Consider the following 21,719-nt stretch of genomic DNA (forward strand, 5'->3'; position numbering starts at 1 on the left):
CGGGGAAACAAAAAAAAGATGCTCACGGTGAGCATCTTTTTTTACATGATCATGTTCAGCATGGAGTGCTCTTGCGGACCCACCGGCATGACGAAGAACGTGTAATAGGTGAAGCCCACGAAAGAGACAAACATAAAACAGAAGAAAATGTTCAAGTACACCCGTTCTGTCAGATTCATGTAGCTGAGTGATACGAAGAAGGCGGTCAGTCCGAAAAACAAGAGAGCCATCGGGTACAGGTGCCCCCAGAACGCCATCAGCGCGATCGCCAGCGTCCAGAAGCCGAGTACGCGATACATGCGATCCATCTGTTTCCCTCCTTTTTCCAGCGATTCGGCAAGATTTACAAGATTCCTTCCCCATTATAAAGGACAGGAAGAGGCCTGTAAACGGGAAGGTATGACGGTTTTTTGACGCAGCCGTTCCCATGCATCCGGCCCGCGTCCCGCATACCTGACCCGCCGGATGCGGGCTGAACCGATGCCGACCGAGCCGTGTTGGGGCGATTCGTCGACGTCATCGGGGGAAACGGACCACGGTATAGGTGCAGGACCTGCAGCCTTTGAGCATGGACTCGTCTTCCTGTAATTCAATGTGTCCAAAATAGGTTTCAAATATCCCCGCCAACAGGGCGTTGTGCATCTTGCAGACGGAGCTGGGGAAACGCTTGGCCGTCTCGGAAAACGTGCAGTTGTACACCCGGAAGCGCAGACTTCCGTCCGGCAGCGGTTCGATTTCCGGTTTGAGTCCCTGCGCCACCACGAGCCGGTGGATGTGGGACAACTTCTCTTCCAGCGTAGCGTTTTCCATGTCGATCGGCACTTCCGCCATCGCCCGTTTGGCCATTTCCGTTCCCATGCGGTGTCCCATTTTTACGAGGGCGACTTCCCCCGCCTCTCCCAGGGAAAGCAGGCTTTCGATGGCGATGTCGGCCAGGAGCCGGTAATCGCGAGGAGGAAATTGCAGGCTGACCACCTGATCGGAAAGCGCGTACAAACGGCTGGGACGCCCTCCCTTGCCGCTTTTGTCGGAGTAGGAGGTAAGCAGATGGACGTCTTCCAGCTTGGTCAGATGCAGCCGGGCCACGTTCGGATGGATGGAAAACTGCTCGGCCACGGCCTGTACGGTGACAGGCTCTTTGCTGTTGGAAACAAACTGGTAAATGGAAAAACGGGTGGAATCAGCCAAGGCGCTTGTTAACTTTTGAGCGTCGCAATCCACGCTGGTCCCCCCTTTCACAGTACAAATCACCATTAGTTTAGCCGATTTTCGCGCGGTTGTTAAGGTTGGAGTGTGCCGTGCGTTCGTCGTATTTTTTAAATTTAATACTATTGACATAGTGTTAACACCGCATTTATAATCCGAAGTAGAAAAGGTTTTTTTATTAGCTAACTTTTATATAGTATAATGAACATAGAGCGAGATGGAGGGGAACACAATGGCGGTTGCTGAACGTACTCGTACACAAAAACTGACGTTTTTCACCTACCCGAGCTGTACATCCTGTCGCAAGGCCAAGGCGTGGCTGGCGGAACACGGGGTAAAATACGAGGAGCGGCATTTGTTTAAAAATCCGCCGACGCCCGAAGAACTGATGGAGATCATCAAAAAGACCACCAACGGGCTGGACGAAATCCTGTCCACGCGCAGCCAGCGATTCAAAAACCTGGAAGTGGACATCAACGAAATGACGGTCAGCGAGCTTTTGGAGATGCTGAGCGAAGAGCCGCAGCTCCTGAAGCGGCCGATTCTGACCGACGGGGAAAACATCATCATCGGGTATAACCAGTCGGCCATGCAAAAACTGCTGGCCTAAGCGAACGAGGAGGGAACGCCCCTCCTCTCAGACTGAAGACAAACCGATTGTATCGGAGGAGAAGCATGTTTCCAGGCAGAGCGACTTGTGAGCCCTACCGAGCGGAGCAGCGAGTTGCGGGAAAAAGGAGCGCCACTTCTGAATGGGCTGCGCAGCGTTGCGGCTTTGGCGCTCCCCCGCAAATCGGTGCGGAGCGGGCAGTCTATGCTCCATTGCTGGGCGAGCACGGAGCGGATGCCGGAAACGTGCTTCTCCCCCAGCAGCTGCGTTGTCAGCACACGGAGAGGAGGGAAAACCCCTCCTCTTTTTTCGTTGGGCGGGCGGGATTACAATGAAGGAAAGCAGTTCGCGAAGTCTGCTCGAAGAAGCGGGCTTCTTCGTTGGCAAAAACGTTTGGCCTGCCGGGACGGGGCGTTCAGCTCGGGTGCTGCTCCGCTCTGGAAAAACGGTGAAAGGGATGGGGAAGGATGGAAACGATCTTGTTGGAAAAACGGGCGGGGGTGGCCTTCATCACGCTGAACAGGCCCCACGTCCGCAACGCGATCAGCCTGGAGATGGCGGATGAACTGCGCCAGGCGGTGAGTGAGTGCGAGGAGGACGACGCGGTCAAGGTCCTGGTCTTTACCGGCATGGGCGACAGTTTCGTCTCCGGCGGCGACCTGCGGCAGTTCATGCAGGCCCGGGGGAGGGAACAGGCGCAGCCGATTCTCGACCGCGTGGCCGGGCTGCTCGGCGCGATCGACGGCTGCAGCAAACCGACCATTGCGATGATTAACGGACACGCCATCGGGGGCGGCTGCGAGTTTGCCGTCTCCTGTCACTTTCGCTTCGCCGCCGAGACGGCCATGCTCGGCTTTGTCCAGATCGGCCTCTCCATCACGACCGGATGGGGCGGAGGGTCGCGCTTGCTGGACAAGCTGCCGGAGTCCAAGGCGCTGGCGCTCCTGCTGACGGGAAAGCGGATCAGCGCGCGGGAAGCGGAGCGCTGCGGGCTGGTGGACGCGGTGTATCCCCCGGATCGCCTGCGCGAGGAGACGGAACGCTTCGCCGCCGAGATCGCCGCTCAGCCGCTCGCCGGCATCCGGGCGTACCTGCAGCTTTTGCGCTGGAAGCGGGACGGATTGAGCCTGGACGAGCGCATCCGCAGCGAGGTCAGCCAGTGCGCCGGATTGTGGGGCAGCGACGATCACGTTCGCGCGGTGCAGCGGTTTCTACGGAAAAACTAGCGGCGTGACCTCCGGGGGGCCCTCCCGTTTAAACCCTTTCGTGTCTGGACATACTTTTTCTAGTAGAAAGCGATTCTACCAGAGTAGGAAAAAGCATAGGATGAATTACATCATCATCCTTTAAAGGTAACGGGAGGGACATCATCCATGGTAGCTTCCAGACAAGATGCATGGACGGAAGACGACGATCTGGTGCTGGCGGAAGTCACCTTACGCCATATTCGCGAGGGCGGGACACAGCTCGCCGCATTTGAAGAAGTGGGGCAGCGGCTGGGCCGCACGGCCGCTGCCTGCGGGTTTCGCTGGAACAGCTGCGTGCGCAAGCGGTACGACGCGGCGATCGCGATCGCCAAGAACCAGCGGCAGCAGTTGAAAAAAATGGGCCGGCTGAACGCGCAAAACACCGGGCTCGACTCGGCCGCGTACGCGACCAAGCGGGGGAGCCACATCCAGCAGGGAGAGGGCGCGGCGGAAGCGGACGACGAGCAGCACATCGAAGCCGTCATCCGGCTCTTGGCCAACCAGAAGGACATTGTGCGCCGATTGAAGCAGTTGGAACAAGAATTGGAAGGAAAGAGTGCGGAGATAAAAGAATTGAAAGAGGCCAACGACCGGATGAAACAAGAGCTGGAGCAGGTGCGGGGGGTCAACGAGGACTACAAGGCGCTCGTGCAGATCATGGACCGCGCCCGCAAGCTCGCTTTCCTGCAGGAAGAGGAGGCGCCCAAGGCGATTTTCAAAATGGATGAAAACGGCAACCTGGAGCGCGTGGAAAAGTGAGTGCAAATCGTGCCAACAAAAAAGAAGCGGACGAAACCGCTTCTTTTGTTTTCGACGCGATGGACGGCGCGAATGCCCTCAGTCCTGCAGGCCGACACCTTCGGGCAGCCAGACGTACGGGTTCTCGCCGCGGTCGCGGATCGGGTTGTACTTGACCGGCGTGAAGCCCATTTTCAGCCAGAATTGGTCGGCGCGACAGCGGGAGTTGGTCTTGATGGGCGCACCAAAGCTCTTGGCGTGGTTGACCAGAGCAGTGCCGTAATCCTTGCCGCGGTAATCGGGCAGCACTTCCAGTTTCCACAATTCGTAATAGTCTTGAGCCGGTTTGAAATAGCGGTCGTACTTGCCGTCGATCTTGTACAGGCTCATCCGCGCCACCAGCAGATCGTTGTCGTAGATCCCGTAAAAAGGAGATTCCGAATCGTTCTCCACGATGTTCGCCTCCAGGTCTTCCTTCATGGAAAGCTCCTCCAGGCCAAATTCGCGGAATTTTTGAAACTCCTCCAGGGTCTTGTAATTGATCCGTAAACGTTTTACTTCATACATCGCTTGCCACTCCTCTCACGCGCATTGCCTAACCTCCATGGCCTACCTTCATTATACACCAAAAACCTCCTCCCCGAGCGATTTTCTCGCGTTGATTTCGAGGGAGCTCCAGGAAATGGATTCGCTCTCATGGAAGAAATTTAAATTTCAGCTAGAACTATGGACGGTCTCATGGCAAAATAGAGAGTAGCAAAACAATTTCGAACAATCGCCCCGCATGCGTTGAAAGCGGTTTCGAGCAGCGGACGATTGGTCGCGGAAAGGAGCGTTGCCATGCGCAAAGTACTGATTGCCAATCGCGGGGAAATCGCGCGGCGGATCATCCGCACCTGCCGGGCCCAGGGAGTGGCGACGGTAGCCGTATTCTCGGAGGCGGACAGAGACCTGCCGTTTGTCCGGGAAGCGGACGAGGCCGTCCACATCGGGCCGCCCCCTGTGCCGCACAGCTATCTCAACGTGGAGGCGATCATCGCCGCCGCCAGAGAGACCGGCGCGGATGCCGTCCATCCGGGCTACGGCCTGCTGTCGGAAAACGCCGCGTTTGCCCGGCGCTGCCGCGACGAAGGGCTGGTCTTCATCGGGCCGTCGCCCGAGGTGATCGCGCAGATGGGGGACAAACTGACGGCCCGCCGCGTGATGCGGGAAGCGGGCGTGCCCGTGGTGCCCGGCTGCGAGGATCCGGTGAACACGCCGGATGAAGCGGCAAAGGTGGCGGCCGGGATCGGCTATCCGGTCATGCTCAAGGCCAGCGCGGGCGGCGGCGGCATCGGCATGCAGGTGTGCCGCGACGAAGCGGAACTGCGCCAGGCGTACCAGTCGGCCAGGGGCAGGGCCAAGGCGTACTTTGGCAGCGACGCCATGTACGTGGAAGCGTATGTGGAAAGCCCCCGCCACATCGAGGTGCAGATCGCGGGAGACGCGCATGGCACCGTGATTCACCTGCTGGAGCGGGAATGCTCCATCCAGCGCCGCCACCAGAAAGTGCTGGAGGAAAGCCCGTCCCCGTTCCTCGACGAGCTCGCGAGACAGCGGCTCTGCGAAGCGGCCGTGACGGCTGCCAGGGCGGTCGGGTACACCGGCGTCGGCACGGTGGAGTTTATCATGGACGGGAAAAAGAATTTCTATTTCCTGGAAATGAACACCCGCCTGCAGGTAGAGCATCCCGTCACCGAAGAGATGACCGGCCTCGACCTGGTCGCGCTGCAGTTGGAGATCGCCCGCGGCAACGCGCTGCCCGTCGCGCAGGCGGAGGTAAGGGCGCTGCGCCATGCGATCGAGCTGCGGGTGTACGCCGAGGACCCCGTCACCTTTTTGCCGTCTCCCGGCACGATTACGTTCTACCGGCCGCCGCAAATGGACGGGGTGCGGGTGGACGACGGCGTGGAAACCGGCACGCAGGTGACGCCGTTCTACGACCCGATGATCGCCAAGGTGATCGTCTCCGGCACAAACCGCGAAGAAGCGATACGGCGGGCGCAGGAAGCGATGCGGCAGTTTGAGGTCACCGGCATCAAGACCAACATTCCGTTTTTGCTGGAGGTCTTGGGCGACGAAGCATTCCGGCGGGGCGCGTACACCACGCGCTTTGTGGAAGAGCGGAAAGAGAAAACGACGTAAGGAGAGCAAAGCGATGAAAAACGTGACAGCATCCATGGCAGGAACCGTCATCAACGTGCTGGTGCAGGCAGGCGACCAGGTGAACGCCGGCCAGGACGTGGTCGTGCTGGAGTCGATGAAGATGGAGGTGCCGATCCAGGCGGAAGCGGACGGCAAAGTGGCGGAAGTGAAAGTGCATGTCGGGGACTTCGTCAACGACGGCGATGTCATCCTCGTTCTGGAGTAGTTTTGGAATGATTCCAAACTGAGCGCCCGCTAGGAAAGGCAGGTGGCCTGCATGCAGGTGCAGATCGTAGAAGTAGGGCCGCGTGACGGCCTGCAAAACGAAACCCAAACGGTGCCGACCGAGGCGAAAATCCGGCTGATCGGCCTGCTGGCCGAGGCGGGACTGCGCCGGATCGAGGCCGGCTCGTTCGTCCATCCGCGCTGGATTCCCCAGTTGGCCGACACGGCGGACGTCTTTCGCCAACTGCCGCGCAGCCCGGCCGTGACGTACAGCGCGCTCGTGCCCAATCTGCGCGGGCTGGAGCGGGCCAGGGAGTGCGGGGTGACGGAGGTGGCCGTGTTCATGTCCGCCTCGGAGACGCACAACCGCAAGAACATCAACAAGAGCATCAGCGAAACCTTCCCCGTCCTCAGGGAAGTGGCGCGGGAAGCGCTGGCGCTGGGCATGCGCGTGCGGGGATACGTCTCCACCGTCTTCGGCTGCCCGTATGAAGGGGCCGTTCCGCTGGACAACAGCCGGCGGGTGACGGACGAACTGCTCGCGATGGGCGTCTACGAAGTCTCCATCGGCGACACGATCGGCGTGGCCACGCCCCGCCAGGTGCAGGAGACGTTCGCGGTGCTTGTGAACGATGTTACGAGCGAACGCTTGGCCGGTCACTTTCACGATACCCGGGGAACGGGCCTGGCCAACGTGGCGGCTGCGCTGGCTGAGGGAATCCGCACCTTTGACAGCTCGATCGGCGGCTTGGGGGGATGCCCGTACGCGCCGGGGGCGACCGGCAACATTTCTAGCGAAGATCTGGTCTACATGCTGCACGGCATGGGCTATGAGACCGGCGTGGATCTGCAGAAGCTGATCGAGGCGGGCAGCTACATCCAGCGGCAGTTGGGTCGCCCCCTGCCGTCCAAGGTGCTTGCGGCCAGCCTGGCGCAGGCGGAAACCTGCGCAAAGAAAGAGGCGGAAGGGGATACGGCATGAGCGTGCTGCTGCGAAAAGAGGGGGCCGTCGGCGTGCTGACGCTGAATCGGCCCGAGGTGTACAACTGTCTGAACCTGGAGACGCTGTTCACGCTGCGACGGCTGATTGCCGAGATCGATGCGGATAGGGAGATTCGCGCCGTCATTGTGACCGGCGCGGGGGAGAAGGCGTTCTGCTCCGGCGCCGACTTAAAGGAGCGGCGCACGATGACGGACCTTCAGGTGCAGCTCTACATCCGCACCATCCGGGACACGTTCAGCGAGCTGGAGCGTCTGCCCAAGCCGGTCATCGCCGCAATCAACGGCGTGGCGCTGGGCGGCGGAACGGAGCTGGCCCTGGCCTGCGACCTCAGGGTGATGAGCGAGTCGGCCCAGATGGGGCTGACGGAAACGTCGCTCGGCATCATCCCAGGAGCGGGCGGGACACAGCGGCTGCCGCGCCTGATCGGCAAGGGGAAGGCCAAGGAACTGATTTTTACCGCCCGCCGCGTCCACGCCGAGGAGGCGCTGGCGATCGGGCTGGTCAACCGCACGGCTCCGCCAGACCAGGTGATGGCGTCCGCGCTGGCGCTGGCCGAGGAGATGGCCGCCAACGCGCCGCTTGCGCTCGCCCAGGCGAAGTTCGCCATCGATTACGGGATGGAGGCCGATCTGGCGACGGGACTGGCGATGGAGAGCAGCGCCTACCAGGTGCTGATCCCCACCCGCGACCGGCTGGAGGGGCTGGAAGCGTTCAGGGAAAAGCGAAAACCGGTATATCGCGGAGAATGACGGGAGGAACGGCAGATGAGCAAGCAGTTGGAACAGACGCTGAAAGAACGGATCGCCCAGGTGGAGCAGGGGGGCGAGGAAAAGTACCACGCCAAGCTGAAGGAGCAGAACAAGCTGTTCGTCCGCGACAGGTTGAAGCTGCTGTTTGACGGCGAGTTCATGGTGGAAGACGGCTTGTTTGCCAATTTCACCGCGGGCGACCTGCCGGCCGACGGGGTTGTGACCGCCATCGGCAAAGTAAACGGGCGGACCGTCTGCGTGATGGCCAACGATTCGACGGTCAAGGCCGGTTCGTGGGGAGCGCGGACGGTGGAAAAGATCATCCGCATCCAGGAGACGGCGGAGAAAATGCGCGTGCCGCTGATCTATCTGGTCGACTCCGCCGGCGCCCGCATTACCGATCAACTGGAGATGTTCCCCGGCAGGCGGGGGGCGGGCCGGATCTTTTACAACCAGGTGAAGCTCTCCGGCAAGATTCCCCAGGTCTGCATCCTGTTTGGCCCTTCCGCCGCAGGAGGGGCGTACATTCCGGCGTTTTGCGACGTGGTCATCATGGTGGACAAAAACGCCAGCATGTACCTCGGGTCTCCCCGCATGGCGGAAATGGTGATCGGCGAAAAGGTGACGCTGGAGGAGCTGGGCGGCGCCCGCATGCACTGCTCGGTGAGCGGCTGCGGCGACATTCTGGCGGCCAATGAAGAGGAAGCGATTCAGGCCGCCCGCCGTTACCTCGGCTTTTTCCCAGCCGACTACACGAAAGAGCCGCCTGTGGAAGCGGCCCGGCCACCCAAGCCGGATGCGCGGGACATCAACGAGATCGTGCCGGAAAACCAGAACACGCCCTTCAACATGTACGACTTGATTGATGCGCTGGTGGACGAGGGGTCCTTTTTCGAGATCAAGAAGCTGTTCGCCCAGGAGCTGATCACCGGTTTTGCCCGGCTGGACGGAAAGCCGGTCGGCATCGTCGCCAACCAGCCGCGGGTGAAGGGGGGCGTGCTGTTCGTCGATTCGGCCGACAAGGCGGCCCGCTTCATTACCTTGTGCGACGCCTTTCAGATTCCGCTGCTGTTTCTCGCCGACGTCCCGGGCTTCATGATCGGCACGGCCGTGGAGCGGGCCGGCATCATCCGGCACGGGGCGAAAATGATCGCGGCCATGGCGGAGGCGACCGTGCCGAAGATCTCCGTGATCGTGCGCAAGGCGTACGGCGCCGGCCTGTACGCGATGGCCAGCTCGGCGTTTGAACCGGACGCCTGCCTGGCGCTGCCCGGCGCGCAGATCGCCGTGATGGGGCCGGAAGCGGCGGTCAACGCCGTCTACAGCAACAAGATCCAGGCGATTGAAGACCCGCAGGAGCGGCAGGCGTTTATCATGGAAAAACGGCGCGAGTACCAGCAGGATATCGACATCTACCTGCTCGCCTCCAACCTGATCGTGGACGCGATCGTGCCGCCGAGCGAACTGCGCGGCGAGCTGATCCGCCGCTTCGGCGTCTACGGCAGCAAACGGCAAATCTTCTCGGAGCGCAAGCACCCGGTATATCCAGTGTAGACGCGCCAAACAGACTGTCTTCGGCGAGGAGGCAGTCTGTTTTTTTGTGTGAAAAACGGGCTGTGTCGCAGTTATTCAACTAACGGGCAGAATACTCAAGAACAACTATTCAACCTCAAATCGATTCCATCCTACCAAAATGGTCAATCACAAACTGTTTGAATTGTGAGGCTGCTGGCGACAAGTATCGTTCCTTACTAAACGCAATCCCTATCACACGTTTGCACGCTGGCTGCCGGATAGGAATATAAACGATGTTACTCTTGTCCAATCCTACATCGGGGAGGAGCGACACGCCCAGTCCAGCGGCGACTAGCCCTGCTGCGGTAGCGACTTCTTCTCAACCTGAGAGGATTTTTTGGCTTGACGTTATTTTCACTCCGAATGGCTGCTGCTGTAAGCACTTGTTCTGACGTGACCGTCCGGAAGTAAAATGTTCGATAATTTTGACCTTTTGCGCACATTCAATTGAAGATTCGCCGCAAACCTGCTATTCTTGAGATAAGTATTGATTAATGTAGGTGAACAAATGCAGTCGGAAGCGATAACTTTCCACCCGGTGGTAATCGGCGGCGGTTCCGTGGGACTGCTGTACGCGGCCCGTTTTTTGCTGAACGGCCAGTCGGTCGAGTTGGTTACCCGCAGCCGCGAGCAGGCCGCGCTGCTGGGCGAACGCGGGCTGTCCCTGTACACGCTGGACGGCCGGCGGGAAACGGTCGCAGTCAACGCTTCTCCGATTGAGGACGGATTGCCGGCCGGCGATCTTTACCTGCTGGCCGTCAAGCAGACCGCCATCGCCGAGCTGCTGCCGCTGCTGCGCCAACTGCCCCGCTCGGCGCGGGTGCTGGCCCTGCAAAACGGCATGGGCCATCACGAGCGATTGGCGGAGGCGCTGGCGCCTGAGCAGCGTTTTTACGCCATCAATACGGAGGGGGCGCGCCACCTGTCGCCGACCGACGTGGAACACACCGGCACCGGCCTCCTGCGCGTCGGACCCTGGACGGCTGAGCCTGTACGCGATCCGCTGATTGCCGCGTTTGTCGCCTGGGCCAACCGCTGCGGCATCCGCGCCGAATACGTGGACGCCGTCGAGCCGTACGCCTGGCGCAAACTGCTGGCCAACGCGCTGATCAACCCCTTGACCGCGTTGTTCGAGATTCCCAACGGCATGCTGCTCGATTCGCCGCACACGCTCAGGCTGATGCGGGAATTGTTTGACGAAGCCGCCGCCGTGGCCAACCGCTGCGGTCAAAAAATTGACGAAGCGGACTGGCAGGAAATTGTATCCATTTGCCGAAATACTTCCCGGAATCTTTCCTCCATGCTGCAGGATATCAGACGGCACAACCGGACGGAAGTGGACGCGATCAACGGGTACCTCGTGGAAAAGGGGAAACGGACCGGAACGCCCGTTCCGCTGCACGAAACGCTGCTGCGCGCCGTGCTCCTGAAATCAGGCATGGAAACCGCGAAAGGAGAGGCGGCACATGACCGTTCTGGGTAATCTCTGGTCGTTCGTCTGGGCAGCGCTGACCCATGTGTGGGCCCTGCTTACCGTTTTTCCTTTTCTCGGGTTTCCGCTGGCGTATCTGATCGTGCACGCGTGGAAACGGGACCGGCGGCTGGCGGGCCGCTGGGCGGTAAATATCACGAATTTTTTGTTCATTCGCGCCGTCGTGGCCGCCTATGGCGTGATCTGGCCGCACGCGCTGTCCGCCTGGTGGTGGGTGACCGTGTTTTTCCTCGTGACCGTTGGCTTGCTGAGCTGGCTGCAGGTGAAGTGGAAGGGAAAACTTTCCCTGCGGAAGGCCGGTTTTTCCGCGTGGCGGTTGTCGTTTCCCCTGTTTGGACTGGTTTACGTGGTGCTCTTTGCGATGGGGATCGTCAAGACGATGAGCGTCGTCTGAATCACCGGCGGTACCGATACATATCCTGAAAAGAAAGAAGGTAGGACAATGATGCGGCTTCCCATCGAGTCGATTGGGCACAAGATTCGAACGATTCGGAAAGAGCGTGGCTTCACGCTCGAAATCATGGCCAACAAGACAGGACTGAGCAAGGGCTTGCTCAGCCAGGTGGAGCGCGGCATTTCCCAGCCCTCGCTGGATTCGCTGTGGAAGATCACGAAAGCGCTCGAATCGTCGATCATTCACTTTTTCGAGGACATCGACCAGAAGCAGGTACACGTCACCCGCAAAGAGAAGCGCAGACAGATGATCTTCCCCGAATCGACCGGCACCTACAGCCTGCTTTCCGCCGGCGGCAGCGGCAAATTGGGCATGCTGGAAGTGCGGCTCAAGCCGGGGCAGATGGCGGCGGACAAGTTTGTGCAGGCAGAAGGCGAAGAGTGTTTCGTCGTCATCCAGGGACGCGTGACGGCGCGCTTCAACGACGAGGAGCATGAACTGGAAGCGGGCGACAGCATCTCGTTTGACAGTTCCAAAGCCCACACCATCGAAAATACCGGAGACAGCGAGGCCGTGCTGATCTGGTCGGTGACACCGCCGCAATTTTGAGACAGCACATCCGACAGCACTTTGACAATCCATGGGACGGGTTGTCTTGTTTTTTACGGGAAGGGGGCATGGTATAATTTGCAGTGACATGGCGTAAGAAAGGTGAGCATCGATGAAAATTGAATGCGTTGCGCTTCCATTGGCGAACCCGCTGGCCGATGCGTACCAGCAGGGAAAAGCCGATGCGCTGCAATTTTTTGCGTACCATCCCTACCGTTCCGATTCGTACCGGGAGCGGATCGCGTGGCTCAAGGCCCGGCCGATCCCGCACCGGGAAGAACTGGCGGACGGATTGTATGCCTACAACAGCCAGATCGGCAATCACCCGGAGGCGCTGGCGCAGATTGAAAGGCTGCGATGTACGCAGACGCTGGTCGTCGTCGGCGGCCAGCAGGCCGGGGTGCTGACGGGGCCGCTGTATACGATCTACAAAGCCGTCCACCTGGTGCAGGCGGCGAAACGGCTGTCGGCGGAACTGCAGACGGAGGTCGTCCCGGTGTTCTGGATTGCCGGCGAAGACCACGATATTGACGAAATTGACCACCTCTACTGGCTGGCGGAGGGGGGGACGGCTCTGCGCAAAGGGCGGCTGGCTCTGCCGCGCAAAGGGCGTCCGTCGGCCAGCATGCTGCCCCTCGACCCGGACGAGTGCCGCCGCTTTCTGGCCGGTTTTTTTGCCGACCAGACGGAAACGGCGGAAACCGCCGTCATTCGGGATCTGCTGGAAGAATCGCTGGCTGCCTCCGAGACGGTGACGGACTGGTTCGCCCGCCTGATGGCCCGCCTGTTCGGCAAGCACGGCCTGGTGCTGGTGGAGTCCAGCCTGCCGTTTGTCCGCAAGCTGGAACAGCCGATGTTCCGCGCGATCCTCGAACAAAACGAACGGCTGGCCAGCCTGCTGTTGGACGCCGCCGAACGGATTGGAGCGGCCGGATACCCGCTGCAGCTTCAGGTGGAGGCGCATCAGGCCAACCTGTTTCTCTACGAGGACGGGGACCGTTTGCTCCTGGAGCGCCGCGGCGAACGTTTCGTGACGCGGCGCCGCAGCTACACCCGGGAGGAACTGATGCGGCTGGCGGAGACGGAGCCGGAGCGCTTCAGCGCCAATGTGGTGACCCGCGCGCTGATGCAGGAGCATCTGTTTCCCACGCTCGCCTTTGTGGCGGGGCCGGGAGAAGTGGCGTACTGGGCGTATTTCAAAGAGGTGTTTGAACACTTTGGGCTTCGCCTGCCGATCGTGCTGCCCCGCCTGTCGGTCACCCTGGTGGAAGGGGCGATGGAGCGGCTGCTGCGCGAGTGCGGCTTGACCGTCGAACGGATGCTGAAGGATTTTGCCGGGTGGAAAGCGGAATGGGAGGCGCGGCGGGAACCACACCCCTTGGCCGGACGCTTCGAAGAGGTGCGGGAAGCCCTGCTCGACCTCTACCGTCCGCTCGTGGACGAGGTCGTCCGCCTGGAACCGGGCATGCGTCAGTTGGCCGAAAAGAATGTGGGCATGCTGATGGCCCAGGTGGATTTTTTGGAGAAGCGGCTGCTCCGCTCGCTGGACCAGCGGGAAGATGTGGGCAGGGTGCGCGTGCGGCGGCTGGAGGCGGCGCTCCTTCCCGAGGGAGCATGGCAGGAGCGGAAGCTGTCGTTTGTTCCCTTTGCCAACAAGCACGGACTCGACCTGGTCGACCGTCTGGTGGAAGCGCCGTTTGTGCACGACGGCACGCATCAGGTCATCTATCTGTAAACGCACGGACTGCAGTGCCAAGCCTTTGGGGCTTGGCCATTTTTCGAGCTTCGGCATGTTCATCCGGACCGCCGCCGGCATCACGCGGTGGCCCGCGTCCGGCGGTGTCGCAGCGGGCGTGAGCCAGCCCGTTTGCTGTCGAATGGAAAAAGGTGTTAGTCTCTGTTGTCGAAACATTTTTTGCCCCCTTGCGTCATACAAGTGACAGGCGGAAAACCTGCGAAAGGTGGTCGTGGCGACATGCAGCGCAGTATGCGGCGAGGAATGCGGCTGTTGGCCGGATTGGCGCTGGCGGTTTCGGCCGTGCTGGCCGGATGGGCGGGCGGCACGGCAACGGCTGCGGCCCGGACGGAAGGCGGGCCGCCGAACGGCGTGTTTGCCGATACGCAAAGCCATTGGGCCGCATGGGAGATCGCCGAGGCGGCCAAGTCCGGCCTGCTGCGCGGATTTCCCGACGGGACGTTTCGGCCCGACGAGCCGGTTACCCAGGAGCAGTTCATGGCGCTGGTGGAACGGGTGCTGCCGCCGTTCGAGGGCCACGAGGCGGATGCGGTCGCGCGCGAACACGATCTGTCCGCCGTGCGCGGACGCTGGTCGGAAAACACGTACGTTCATCTGCTGGCGGCGGGCATCGTTCCGACGGGAAAGCCGTTTGACACGCTGAACCGCTTGGAGGCGGCACGGCTGCTTTTGGCCGCGCTGGGGCACCAGTCGGAAGGAGAGAAATACCGCGGGACCAAGGTCCGATTTTTTACCGACATCTCCCCTGCCGACGAATCCCGGGTGCTGACGGTCTACCCCGTCTACAAGCTGGGCGTGATGACCGGCTACCCGGACGGTGCGTTTCGCCCCGGCGAAGCGGTCAGCCGTGCGCAGGCGGTCGTGCTGCTGGGGCGGGTCAAACAGAAAATCGCCGAGCTCTACCCGGGACGGGTGACGCCGGACGAGCAGCGGGCGATGACGCAGGCGGTGCGGACGTTTGTGCAGGACGTGATGGATCAGCAAAAGATCCGCCGTTTTGACGATCTCCTCCGGTACGTGCGCGAGCGCAAGCTGCCGGTGACGGAGAAGTTTTTGCAGGAACACTTTTCGTTCATGAGGTACGAGGTGTACGATTTCATCCGTTTCCCCCGGTTTGACGAGCTGATCTACTACGCCAAAATCGGCCCGGACAAGTACCGGATGACCGTGCAGTATTACGCCGGGGATCTGGGCGGAAGCGTGGACAAGACGTTTTACCTTTCATCCAAAGACGGCAAAACCTTTCAGTTGATCGGCAAAGACGAATAGAGAATCACGGGGCTGCGGGCGGCGGAACGACGGGCTTTTCTGACAGACAAAGAGGCGGCCGCAACAGACGGGAGCAGGCTGCGCAGGTGATGTTCCGCACGCGAAACGGCCCCGGCCGAGCAAACGGAGAAGGGAAGCCATTCCGAAGAAGCCGGTCCCTCGGCGGCGACGGGATCCGGCGCAACGTTCGAAGCGTGGGGGGAACTGTGTGCTGCCCGTAACAGACGTCAGCAAATGGCAGGAGCTCAAGGCCAGCTATGAACGGATTTTTCTCGGCACGTCTCCTTTTGAACCCATGTACCAGCGCCATATCGCTGAGAAATTGATCGTGTTTCCCATTGAGGGAATGCACCTGACGGAAGAGCAGTATCACGCGCTGGTGCAGGCTGCTGCGTTCACTGACGATACGGAATTTTACGTGTCCGAAATTGAAATGCCGGATGGGTTTGACAGACGAATCCCGAACGCGCTACCCATTGGAAGTCGAGCGCAGCATGCCCGTACCAAGCGTACCGGGATACCACGATCGTGCTGGAAAACGCATTCACGTTCCGGCCGATGGGGCGTCATCCTGTCCGCTGAAGATCACGCCGTTGTGGGCGGCTCCAGCGAATTTATGGCGGCGTTTAGGCGTTTCTATCCCCGCTGGCCGTTGGATATGGACGCATTTGCGTCCTGTTGGAGCGAGTACGCCAGGTCCAGAAATGCGGATGTGACATGGATTTCCGCCTATATCGACTACATCTATAAATGAAAAAGCACAGGTGATTCGGGGGCGTTCAGAACGCTCCCTTTTCTTCTTACCGATTTGAAAAAAGAGTAAGGCGAGCACGCCTTACTCTTTTTTTCGCGTTTCCCACAGCAGGAGGGCGGCGGCGATCACCAGCGGATACAGGGCCGACCATCCCAAAAACGGGTAGAGGGTGACCGTGACCGCCAGCGACGTCCACGCGGCCGCCCGGCCGATCCGGCTGTCGTGCAGGAGGCGCACGCCGGCGATACACCCGCCGATGTAGGTGGCAAAAAACGTGGCGTTGGGCAGTTCGATCAGCCGGGCGAGATCAACCCATCCCAGGAACAGCACGCCGAGAACGGCGGCAAAGCAGCACGCCAGGAAGGCCAATCCCCCCACCGGCGTCCGGTAGGTGGCGTGCAGGCGGCCGAACCAGCGGGGAGCGCTCCCTTCCCGGGACAGGGCATAGGCGATCCGGGAAGCGGCCCCGATGTAGGCATTCACCGACGCGACGCAGATAAACAGGGCGGTGACCGCCACGGCCCACCCGCCGACCGGTCCGAACGACAACTGCACCATCACGCTGAGCGAGGCCTCCGACAAGCCGTTGCCGTAGCTGTGGGTAGCCACCGTCATCAGCGCCACGGCCGCGTACAGCAGGGCCACGATGCCGGCGCTCCACAGCACGCCGCGAATGGCGTTTGTTCGAGGATCGACAAATTCTTCGGAGAGGTGCGTCACCGCCTCCCAGCCGATGAAGCACCAGAACAATAATCCCGCCGCCTTTATCACACTCAGCCAGCCGTGGGGGGCAAACGGGGTGAAGTGGGAAACGGACGCATGCGGCAGCGCGGCGGCGACGGCCAGCACCAGAATCGCCAGAATCAGCGCCACCACCGCGGTCTGCACGCGGCTGGCCACCTGCAGGCCAAACGTGTTCATGATCAGGACGGTGAGCAGGATGAGCGCCGCCATCGCGTACACATGCGCGTCGCTCCACTTGAGGAGGACGGCCGCGTATTTGGAAGCGGTCACCGCGACGATCGGGGCGCCGATCGGCACGGACAGCAGGAAAAACCAGCCGACCATGTTGCCGAAGCGGTCGCCGTAGGCCATCCGCACAAACGTGGAGACCCCGCCGGAACTGGGATAGCGGGCGGACAGCAGTCCCATGGTCACGGCCATCGGCACCACCAGCACCGACATGAACAGCCAGGCCAGGATAGAGGCGGGGCCGGCCTTTTCGGCGGCCATTCCGGGGATCAACAGCACCCCCGACCCGAGGACGGCCCCGATGTACAGCGCGACGATTTGCGGCAGCGACAGCGTCTTCGACAGACCGGCCGCGTTCGCCGACGTTTTCTCCATGGGCGATCCCTCACTTTGCACAGTGTCATATGCACACGTAGTGTAGCATAGACCGTATCATCGGAGTTATCTATAATATTTGATAGTTTGAATCGGACTTTTCGATAAAAAGGAGGAAGCCATGGATATCCGCTATCTGCAAACCTTTCGCGAAGTGGCCAAGTGGCAGAGTTTTACCCGCGCCGCAGAAGTGCTGGGCTACGCGCAGTCGAGCGTCACGACGCAGATTCAAAACCTGGAGCAGGAGTTCGGCGTCGTCCTGTTTGAGCGCTGGGGACGGAAAATCAGGCTGACGCATTCCGGCGAAGCGCTCCTGGCCTACAGCGAGCAGATGCTGGCGCTCTTGGACGAGGCGCGCGCCCAGCTTTCGGAACAGGCGCAGTTGGCCGGGACGCTGTCCATCGGCACGGTGGAATCGCTGGCCGCCTTTTACCTGCCGCCGATCCTGCGCCGGTTTCGGCAGGAACAGCCGCGCATGCGCGTCATGCTGCATCCGGGTATCTGCCACGACCTGCGCCAGGGCGTAAAGGAGGGGACCTACGATTTTGCCGTGGTGCTGGATGGGCTGCAGTGCCAGCCGGAGCTGACCTGTATCAACCTGGGGGAGGAGTCGCTGGTGGTCATCGCCGCCCCCGATCATCCGCTGGCCCGCCGGGAGCGGGTGGAGGCAGCCGACTTTTCCGGAGAGAACTGGATTTTTACCGAGGCGGGCTGCAGCTACCGCTCGATGCTGGAAGCGGTGCTGCGCGACTGCGGCGCGACGATTGAGAACGCGCTGGAGTTCGGCAGCCTGGAAGCGATCAAGCAGTGCGTGGCGTACGGTCTGGGCATCGCCCTGGTGCCCCGGATCGCCGTGGAGGAAGAGGCGCGCAAAGGCACGCTGGCCATCCTGCCGTTTTCCCATCCCGACATCCGCGTCTACCGGCAGATCGTCTACCACAAGAAGAAATGGATGCCGCAGGCGCTGCGCCGCTTTGTGGAACTGTTGACGGAATAGTCCGGATTGCTGGCGGCACATGGCAAATGTGGAACCGACGGGAATTGGGGGATGATGGCCCGCACATGCGTATGATAAGATAGGACGTAAGGTGTTTTGAGATGAAGGAGGTTCATCAGTCATGACGATGGTTTCTGAAAGCATTGTAAAAGACATGTCGCTCGCGCCCAGCGGTCATCTGAAGATCGATTGGGTCAAGGAGCACATGCCGGTATTGAACCGCATCCGGGAGCGGTTTGAAAAAGAAAAGCCGTTTGCCGGCCTGAAAGTGGCCATCTCGCTTCACCTCGAGGCGAAGACGGCGTACCTCGCCAAAGTGATTCAGGCGGGCGGCGCCGAAGTGACGATTACCGGTTCCAACCCGCTCTCCACGCAGGACGACGTCTGCGCGGCCCTGGTGGAAGACGGCATCCGCGTATTTGCCAAGTACAATCCGGCGCCGGCCGAGTACAAGGAGCACCTGATCAAAACGCTGGAGACCCGGCCGGACCTGATCATAGACGACGGCGGCGACCTGGTGACCATCCTGCACAGCGAACGTCGCGATCTGCTCGCCCAGATTCGCGGCGGCGCGGAAGAGACGACCACCGGGATCCTGCGACTGAAAGCGCTGGAAAAAGAGGGCAAGCTGGAATTCCCGATGGTGGCGGTCAACGACGCGTTCTGCAAATATCTGTTTGACAACCGCTACGGTACCGGACAGTCCGTCTGGGACGGCATCAACCGCACGACGAACCTGGTCGTCGCCGGCAAAACCGTGGTCGTCGTCGGCTACGGCTGGTGCGGCAAAGGCGTGGCGATGCGCGCCAAAGGCCTCGGGGCGAAAGTGATCGTGACCGAAGTGGACGCGATCAAGGCGGTCGAAGCGTACATGGACGGCTTTGAAGTGATGCCGATGAGCGAAGCGGCCAAGCACGGCGACTACTTCGTCACCGTTACCGGCAACCGCGACGTGATCCGCAAAGAGCACTTCGAAGTGATGAAAGACGGGGCGATCCTCTCCAATGCCGGCCACTTCGATGTCGAAGTGAACAAGGTGGAGCTGGAAGCACTGTCGAAATCGAAGCGCACGGTCCGCAAAGACATCGAGGAATTTGTCATGACGGACGGTCGAAAACTGTACCTCTTGGCGGAAGGACGCCTCGTCAACCTGGCGGCGGGCGACGGCCACCCGGCGGAAATCATGGACATGACGTTTGCCCTCCAGGCGGTCTCCCTGGAATACGTAAACAAAAACTACCAATCGATCGGCAAGCGCGTGCTGAACGTTCCGTACGAGCTGGACGAAATGGTGGCGCGCTACAAGCTGGAGGCGCTGGGTATCGGCATCGACAAACTGACCGAGGAACAGAAAGCATACCTGGACAGTTGGGTCGAATAATCCGTGAAACCCGTCCAAGTCCGGCGAGAAAAACAGCGAAAAAATCCTGCTTACAAAAGCAGGATTTTTTTTTATAATAACAACTAGGCAGCAAGTGGGGAAAAGTGGGGGAAAGTGGAGTCCAGTGGGAGGAAAGTGGGGGAAGCGGCCGTGTTCATGGGTGAATATCAGCACAGCATCGATGAAAAAGGCCGATTGACCATCCCTGCCAAATTCCGTGAAGGGCTCGGCACGTCCTTCGTCATTACCCGCGGCCTCGATCAATGTTTGTTTGTCTACCCGATGGAAGAGTGGAAAGTGCTGGAGGAGCGGCTGAAGACGCTCCCTTTTACCAAGGCCGACGCCCGCGCGTTCACGCGGTTCTTCTTTTCCGGCGCGACCGAATGCGAGTGGGACAAGCAGGGAAGGGTAAACATACCGCCCACCTTGCGCCAGTACGCCGACATCCAAAAGGAGTGCGTCGTCATCGGCGTCTCCAACCGCGTGGAGATCTGGAGCAAGGAGCGCTGGGAAGAGTACTTCGCTCAGTCGGAGGGTTCGTTTGGGGACATTGCCGAAAAGCTGGTGGATTTCAACTTGTAACAGCATGAGTCCAGGCAGCGCAAAATATCCGGTTTGAAAAGGCAGCCAACCCTTTTCTTACGCGTTTGAATCGGGAGTGACAACCTTTGTCGTTTCATCATGTGACCGTACTCAGGGAGGAAGCCGTAGACGGGCTGAATATCCGGCCGGATGGCGTCTATGTGGACTGCACGCTGGGCGGAGCGGGACACAGCAGCCTGATCGCGTCCCGGCTGGGCGCAGGCGGACGCCTGATCGCCATCGACCAGGACGACTGGGCGCTGGACAACGCCCGTGAACGGCTGGCTCCCTACATCGATAAGGTGACGCTGGTCAAAAGCAACTTTCGCCGGATCCGAGACGTCGTGGGCGACCTCGGGCTGGACGGCGTGGACGGCGTGCTGTTTGACCTGGGGGTCTCCTCCCCCCAGTTGGACGAGGGGGAGCGCGGCTTCAGCTACAATGCCGATGCGCCGCTGGACATGCGGATGGATCAGGATGCGCCGCTGTCCGCCTACGACGTCGTCAACGAGTGGGACGAGGAAGAGCTGGCCCGGATCATCTGGGAGTACGGCGAAGAGAAATTTTCGCGGCGAATTGCCCGGCAAATCGTACAGCGGCGCAAACACGCCCCTGTGCGGACGACCGGGGAGCTGGTGGAGCTGATCAAGGAAGCGATTCCGGCGGCGGCCCGCCGGAGTGGACCCCACCCGGCGAAGCGCACGTTTCAGGCCATCCGGATCGCGGTCAACGACGAGCTGGATGCATTCCGCGAGGCGGTCGTGGACGCGATCGGCCTGCTTCGGCCCCAGGGGAGAGTCAGCGTCATCACGTTTCATTCGCTGGAGGATCGGATCTGCAAGCAGGTGTTTCAGGATTTTGCCAAAGGCTGCACCTGTCCGCCGTCGTTTCCCGTCTGCACGTGCGGGAACCAGGCGTCTGTCAAAATCATAACGAGAAAGCCGATTCTGCCTTCGGAAGCGGAATTGGCGGCCAATCCGCGGGCCCGTTCGGCCAAGCTGCGGGTGGCGGAAAAACTGTAAGGCCCCGCGGGCTTGCACGCAAAGGAGGGAGACCGAGATGAGCTACTACTACCGGGGAAATCTTGCGGTGGAACTGGAAAAGTCGCGCACCGTGACCAAAACCAAGCGAACCATCCGCATCAAACCGTCCATTCCGACCAAGGAAAAGCTGCTGTACCTGCTGTTGATCTCGCTGATCGTGGCGGGAGTGGGTCTGGTCGGCGTCCGTTACTCGCAAATCTCGCAGTACAACTACGAAATCCAGCGCCTGAAAAAAGAGATCAAGGAAACGAAGGAGCAAAACGCCGCGCTGCTGCTGCAGGTCGAGCAGTTGAGCAACAGCGACCGGATTCTCAGGGAAGCGCAAAAAATGGGAATGGTTTACAATCCGGAAGCCGTGCACCTCATCGGTCAACCCAAGGGGAAGTCCGCGCGGCAGGGATCGCCGCAGACGAGCCCGGCTAACGGGCCCATGCCGAATGACCAAAATGCGAAGACGAAACAGCCCGCTCCGCCGAAGACGAATTCCTGACGGGGACATGCGGATACGGCCGTACTCACAGGTTCAACATGCTGACATCAGCTTCACCGACAGGGGAT

General features: G+C 60.5%; 23 protein-coding genes and 1 pseudogene. 19 read left to right on the plus strand and 5 right to left on the minus strand.

The window, feature by feature from the left end:
* Window positions 1-41 precede the first annotated feature (41 nt).
* Window positions 42-308, minus strand: a complete 267-nt coding sequence (locus tag M516_RS0115525; protein WP_029099924.1) for a DUF2626 domain-containing protein — start codon at window positions 306-308, stop codon at window positions 42-44.
* A 208-nt stretch (window positions 309-516) separates the two neighbouring features.
* Window positions 517-1,221 (minus strand): helix-turn-helix transcriptional regulator, encoded by a 705-nt coding sequence (locus tag M516_RS0115530; RefSeq protein ID WP_029099925.1) that lies wholly within the window; start codon window positions 1,219-1,221, stop codon window positions 517-519.
* Window positions 1,222-1,438: 217 nt separating this feature from the next.
* Here M516_RS0115530 and M516_RS0115535 point away from each other — a divergent pair, with 217 nt between their 5' ends.
* From M516_RS0115535 to M516_RS0115545, 3 genes are all read left to right on the plus strand, one after another.
* A complete protein-coding gene (locus M516_RS0115535) occupies window positions 1,439-1,816 on the plus strand; it encodes a Spx/MgsR family RNA polymerase-binding regulatory protein (RefSeq protein ID WP_035289925.1) in 378 nt (125 codons plus the stop codon).
* 467 nt (window positions 1,817-2,283) lie between these two features.
* On the plus strand, window positions 2,284-3,042 hold the full coding sequence (locus M516_RS0115540) for an enoyl-CoA hydratase/isomerase family protein (protein WP_029099927.1): 759 nt from the start codon (window positions 2,284-2,286) through the stop codon (window positions 3,040-3,042).
* A 147-nt stretch (window positions 3,043-3,189) separates the two neighbouring features.
* Window positions 3,190-3,822 carry an RsfA family transcriptional regulator gene (locus tag M516_RS0115545; protein ID WP_029099928.1) on the plus strand — a complete coding sequence of 211 codons (633 nt, stop codon included), beginning with the start codon at window positions 3,190-3,192 and terminating at the stop codon, window positions 3,820-3,822.
* 78 nt (window positions 3,823-3,900) lie between these two features.
* Here M516_RS0115545 and M516_RS0115550 read toward each other — a convergent pair whose 3' ends face one another.
* Window positions 3,901-4,368, minus strand: coding sequence for an N-acetyltransferase (locus M516_RS0115550; protein ID WP_029099929.1), 468 nt, complete (start codon window positions 4,366-4,368; stop codon window positions 3,901-3,903).
* Window positions 4,369-4,641: 273 nt separating this feature from the next.
* On the opposite strand from M516_RS0115550, the gene M516_RS0115555 reads away from it, so the two are divergent.
* The 5 genes from M516_RS0115555 to M516_RS0115575 are packed head-to-tail and all read left to right on the plus strand — an operon-like array spanning window position 4,642 to window position 9,516.
* On the plus strand, window positions 4,642-5,985 hold the full coding sequence (locus M516_RS0115555) for an acetyl-CoA carboxylase biotin carboxylase subunit (protein ID WP_029099930.1): 1,344 nt from the start codon (window positions 4,642-4,644) through the stop codon (window positions 5,983-5,985).
* Between the two features lie 13 nt (window positions 5,986-5,998).
* Window positions 5,999-6,211 (plus strand): acetyl-CoA carboxylase biotin carboxyl carrier protein subunit, encoded by a 213-nt coding sequence (locus tag M516_RS0115560; protein WP_029099931.1) that lies wholly within the window; start codon window positions 5,999-6,001, stop codon window positions 6,209-6,211.
* 51 nt (window positions 6,212-6,262) lie between these two features.
* Window positions 6,263-7,192, plus strand: a complete 930-nt coding sequence (locus M516_RS0115565) for a hydroxymethylglutaryl-CoA lyase (protein ID WP_029099932.1) — start codon at window positions 6,263-6,265, stop codon at window positions 7,190-7,192.
* Window positions 7,189-7,962: an enoyl-CoA hydratase gene (locus tag M516_RS0115570; protein ID WP_029099933.1), complete on the plus strand. Its 774-nt coding sequence runs from the start codon at window positions 7,189-7,191 to the stop codon at window positions 7,960-7,962. The genes M516_RS0115565 and M516_RS0115570 overlap by 4 nt, the downstream gene beginning before the upstream one ends.
* A 15-nt stretch (window positions 7,963-7,977) precedes the next feature.
* Entirely contained in the window at window positions 7,978-9,516 is a 1,539-nt protein-coding gene (locus M516_RS0115575; RefSeq protein WP_029099934.1) for an acyl-CoA carboxylase subunit beta, read from the plus strand.
* 115 nt (window positions 9,517-9,631) lie between these two features.
* Here the strand turns inward: M516_RS0115575 and M516_RS24870 are convergent.
* Window positions 9,632-9,856, minus strand: a pseudogene (locus tag M516_RS24870) (LysR substrate-binding domain-containing protein); the annotation flags it as partial.
* A gap of 189 nt (window positions 9,857-10,045) precedes the next feature.
* On the opposite strand from M516_RS24870, the gene M516_RS0115580 reads away from it, so the two are divergent.
* The 6 genes from M516_RS0115580 (at window position 10,046) to M516_RS0115605 (ending at window position 15,811) form a co-directional block, all read left to right on the plus strand.
* On the plus strand, window positions 10,046-11,020 hold the full coding sequence (locus M516_RS0115580; protein WP_029099935.1) for a ketopantoate reductase family protein: 975 nt from the start codon (window positions 10,046-10,048) through the stop codon (window positions 11,018-11,020).
* A complete protein-coding gene (locus tag M516_RS0115585; RefSeq protein WP_029099936.1) occupies window positions 11,004-11,423 on the plus strand; it encodes a DUF3397 domain-containing protein in 420 nt (139 codons plus the stop codon). Before M516_RS0115580 ends, M516_RS0115585 begins: the two co-directional genes overlap by 17 nt.
* Before the next feature lie 51 nt (window positions 11,424-11,474).
* The gene (locus tag M516_RS0115590; protein WP_029099937.1) at window positions 11,475-12,032 is read left to right on the plus strand and encodes a helix-turn-helix domain-containing protein; all 558 of its coding nucleotides are present in this window, start codon (window positions 11,475-11,477) and stop codon (window positions 12,030-12,032) included.
* A gap of 112 nt (window positions 12,033-12,144) precedes the next feature.
* The gene (gene bshC / locus M516_RS0115595) at window positions 12,145-13,767 is read left to right on the plus strand and encodes a bacillithiol biosynthesis cysteine-adding enzyme BshC (RefSeq protein WP_029099938.1); all 1,623 of its coding nucleotides are present in this window, start codon (window positions 12,145-12,147) and stop codon (window positions 13,765-13,767) included.
* 240 nt (window positions 13,768-14,007) lie between these two features.
* Entirely contained in the window at window positions 14,008-15,057 is a 1,050-nt protein-coding gene (locus M516_RS0115600; protein ID WP_029099939.1) for an S-layer homology domain-containing protein, read from the plus strand.
* 208 nt (window positions 15,058-15,265) lie between these two features.
* Window positions 15,266-15,811 (plus strand): hypothetical protein, encoded by a 546-nt coding sequence (locus M516_RS0115605; RefSeq protein WP_029099940.1) that lies wholly within the window; start codon window positions 15,266-15,268, stop codon window positions 15,809-15,811.
* An 81-nt stretch (window positions 15,812-15,892) separates the two neighbouring features.
* On the opposite strand, the gene M516_RS0115610 is transcribed toward M516_RS0115605, so the two are convergent.
* Window positions 15,893-17,158: an APC family permease gene (locus M516_RS0115610; protein ID WP_029099941.1), complete on the minus strand. Its 1,266-nt coding sequence runs from the start codon at window positions 17,156-17,158 to the stop codon at window positions 15,893-15,895.
* A gap of 121 nt (window positions 17,159-17,279) precedes the next feature.
* On the opposite strand from M516_RS0115610, the gene M516_RS0115615 reads away from it, so the two are divergent.
* The 5 genes from M516_RS0115615 (at window position 17,280) to ftsL (ending at window position 21,651) form a co-directional block, all read left to right on the plus strand.
* Window positions 17,280-18,155: a LysR family transcriptional regulator gene (locus M516_RS0115615; protein WP_029099942.1), complete on the plus strand. Its 876-nt coding sequence runs from the start codon at window positions 17,280-17,282 to the stop codon at window positions 18,153-18,155.
* 121 nt (window positions 18,156-18,276) lie between these two features.
* Entirely contained in the window at window positions 18,277-19,536 is a 1,260-nt protein-coding gene (locus M516_RS0115620; protein ID WP_029099943.1) for an adenosylhomocysteinase, read from the plus strand.
* 150 nt (window positions 19,537-19,686) lie between these two features.
* Window positions 19,687-20,118, plus strand: a complete 432-nt coding sequence (gene mraZ / locus M516_RS0115625; protein WP_029099944.1) for a division/cell wall cluster transcriptional repressor MraZ — start codon at window positions 19,687-19,689, stop codon at window positions 20,116-20,118.
* Between the two features lie 86 nt (window positions 20,119-20,204).
* Window positions 20,205-21,140, plus strand: coding sequence for a 16S rRNA (cytosine(1402)-N(4))-methyltransferase RsmH (rsmH, locus tag M516_RS0115630; RefSeq protein ID WP_029099945.1), 936 nt, complete (start codon window positions 20,205-20,207; stop codon window positions 21,138-21,140).
* A 37-nt stretch (window positions 21,141-21,177) separates the two neighbouring features.
* Window positions 21,178-21,651 (plus strand): cell division protein FtsL, encoded by a 474-nt coding sequence (gene ftsL / locus M516_RS23635; RefSeq protein WP_081656566.1) that lies wholly within the window; start codon window positions 21,178-21,180, stop codon window positions 21,649-21,651.
* Window positions 21,652-21,719 lie beyond the last annotated feature (68 nt).

The sequence above is a fragment of the Brevibacillus thermoruber 423 genome, assembly GCF_000454065.1.
In the GTDB taxonomy this organism is placed as follows: Bacteria; Bacillota; Bacilli; order Brevibacillales; family Brevibacillaceae; genus Brevibacillus; species Brevibacillus thermoruber.

Bases quoted from the DNA above. Each gene is read 5' to 3' on its own strand.
- bshC (WP_029099938.1), top strand. From the start codon at position 12,145: ATGAAAATTGAATGCGTTGCGCTTCCATTGGCGAACCCGCTGGCCGAT.
- M516_RS0115615 (WP_029099942.1), top strand. From the start codon at position 17,280: ATGGATATCCGCTATCTGCAAACCTTTCGCGAAGTGGCCAAGTGGCAG.
- M516_RS0115585 (WP_029099936.1), top strand. From the start codon at position 11,004: ATGACCGTTCTGGGTAATCTCTGGTCGTTCGTCTGGGCAGCGCTGACC.
- M516_RS0115555 (WP_029099930.1), top strand. From the start codon at position 4,642: ATGCGCAAAGTACTGATTGCCAATCGCGGGGAAATCGCGCGGCGGATC.
- M516_RS0115535 (WP_035289925.1), top strand. From the start codon at position 1,439: ATGGCGGTTGCTGAACGTACTCGTACACAAAAACTGACGTTTTTCACC.
- M516_RS0115565 (WP_029099932.1), top strand. From the start codon at position 6,263: ATGCAGGTGCAGATCGTAGAAGTAGGGCCGCGTGACGGCCTGCAAAAC.
- M516_RS0115540 (WP_029099927.1), top strand. From the start codon at position 2,284: ATGGAAACGATCTTGTTGGAAAAACGGGCGGGGGTGGCCTTCATCACG.
- ftsL (WP_081656566.1), top strand. From the start codon at position 21,178: ATGAGCTACTACTACCGGGGAAATCTTGCGGTGGAACTGGAAAAGTCG.
- M516_RS0115570 (WP_029099933.1), top strand. From the start codon at position 7,189: ATGAGCGTGCTGCTGCGAAAAGAGGGGGCCGTCGGCGTGCTGACGCTG.
- M516_RS0115525 (WP_029099924.1), bottom strand. From the start codon at position 308: ATGGATCGCATGTATCGCGTACTCGGCTTCTGGACGCTGGCGATCGCG.
- M516_RS0115610 (WP_029099941.1), bottom strand. From the start codon at position 17,158: ATGGAGAAAACGTCGGCGAACGCGGCCGGTCTGTCGAAGACGCTGTCG.
- M516_RS0115550 (WP_029099929.1), bottom strand. From the start codon at position 4,368: ATGTATGAAGTAAAACGTTTACGGATCAATTACAAGACCCTGGAGGAG.
- M516_RS0115590 (WP_029099937.1), top strand. From the start codon at position 11,475: ATGCGGCTTCCCATCGAGTCGATTGGGCACAAGATTCGAACGATTCGG.
- M516_RS0115600 (WP_029099939.1), top strand. From the start codon at position 14,008: ATGCAGCGCAGTATGCGGCGAGGAATGCGGCTGTTGGCCGGATTGGCG.
- M516_RS0115575 (WP_029099934.1), top strand. From the start codon at position 7,978: ATGAGCAAGCAGTTGGAACAGACGCTGAAAGAACGGATCGCCCAGGTG.
- M516_RS0115545 (WP_029099928.1), top strand. From the start codon at position 3,190: ATGGTAGCTTCCAGACAAGATGCATGGACGGAAGACGACGATCTGGTG.
- M516_RS0115580 (WP_029099935.1), top strand. From the start codon at position 10,046: ATGCAGTCGGAAGCGATAACTTTCCACCCGGTGGTAATCGGCGGCGGT.
- M516_RS0115620 (WP_029099943.1), top strand. From the start codon at position 18,277: ATGACGATGGTTTCTGAAAGCATTGTAAAAGACATGTCGCTCGCGCCC.
- M516_RS0115560 (WP_029099931.1), top strand. From the start codon at position 5,999: ATGAAAAACGTGACAGCATCCATGGCAGGAACCGTCATCAACGTGCTG.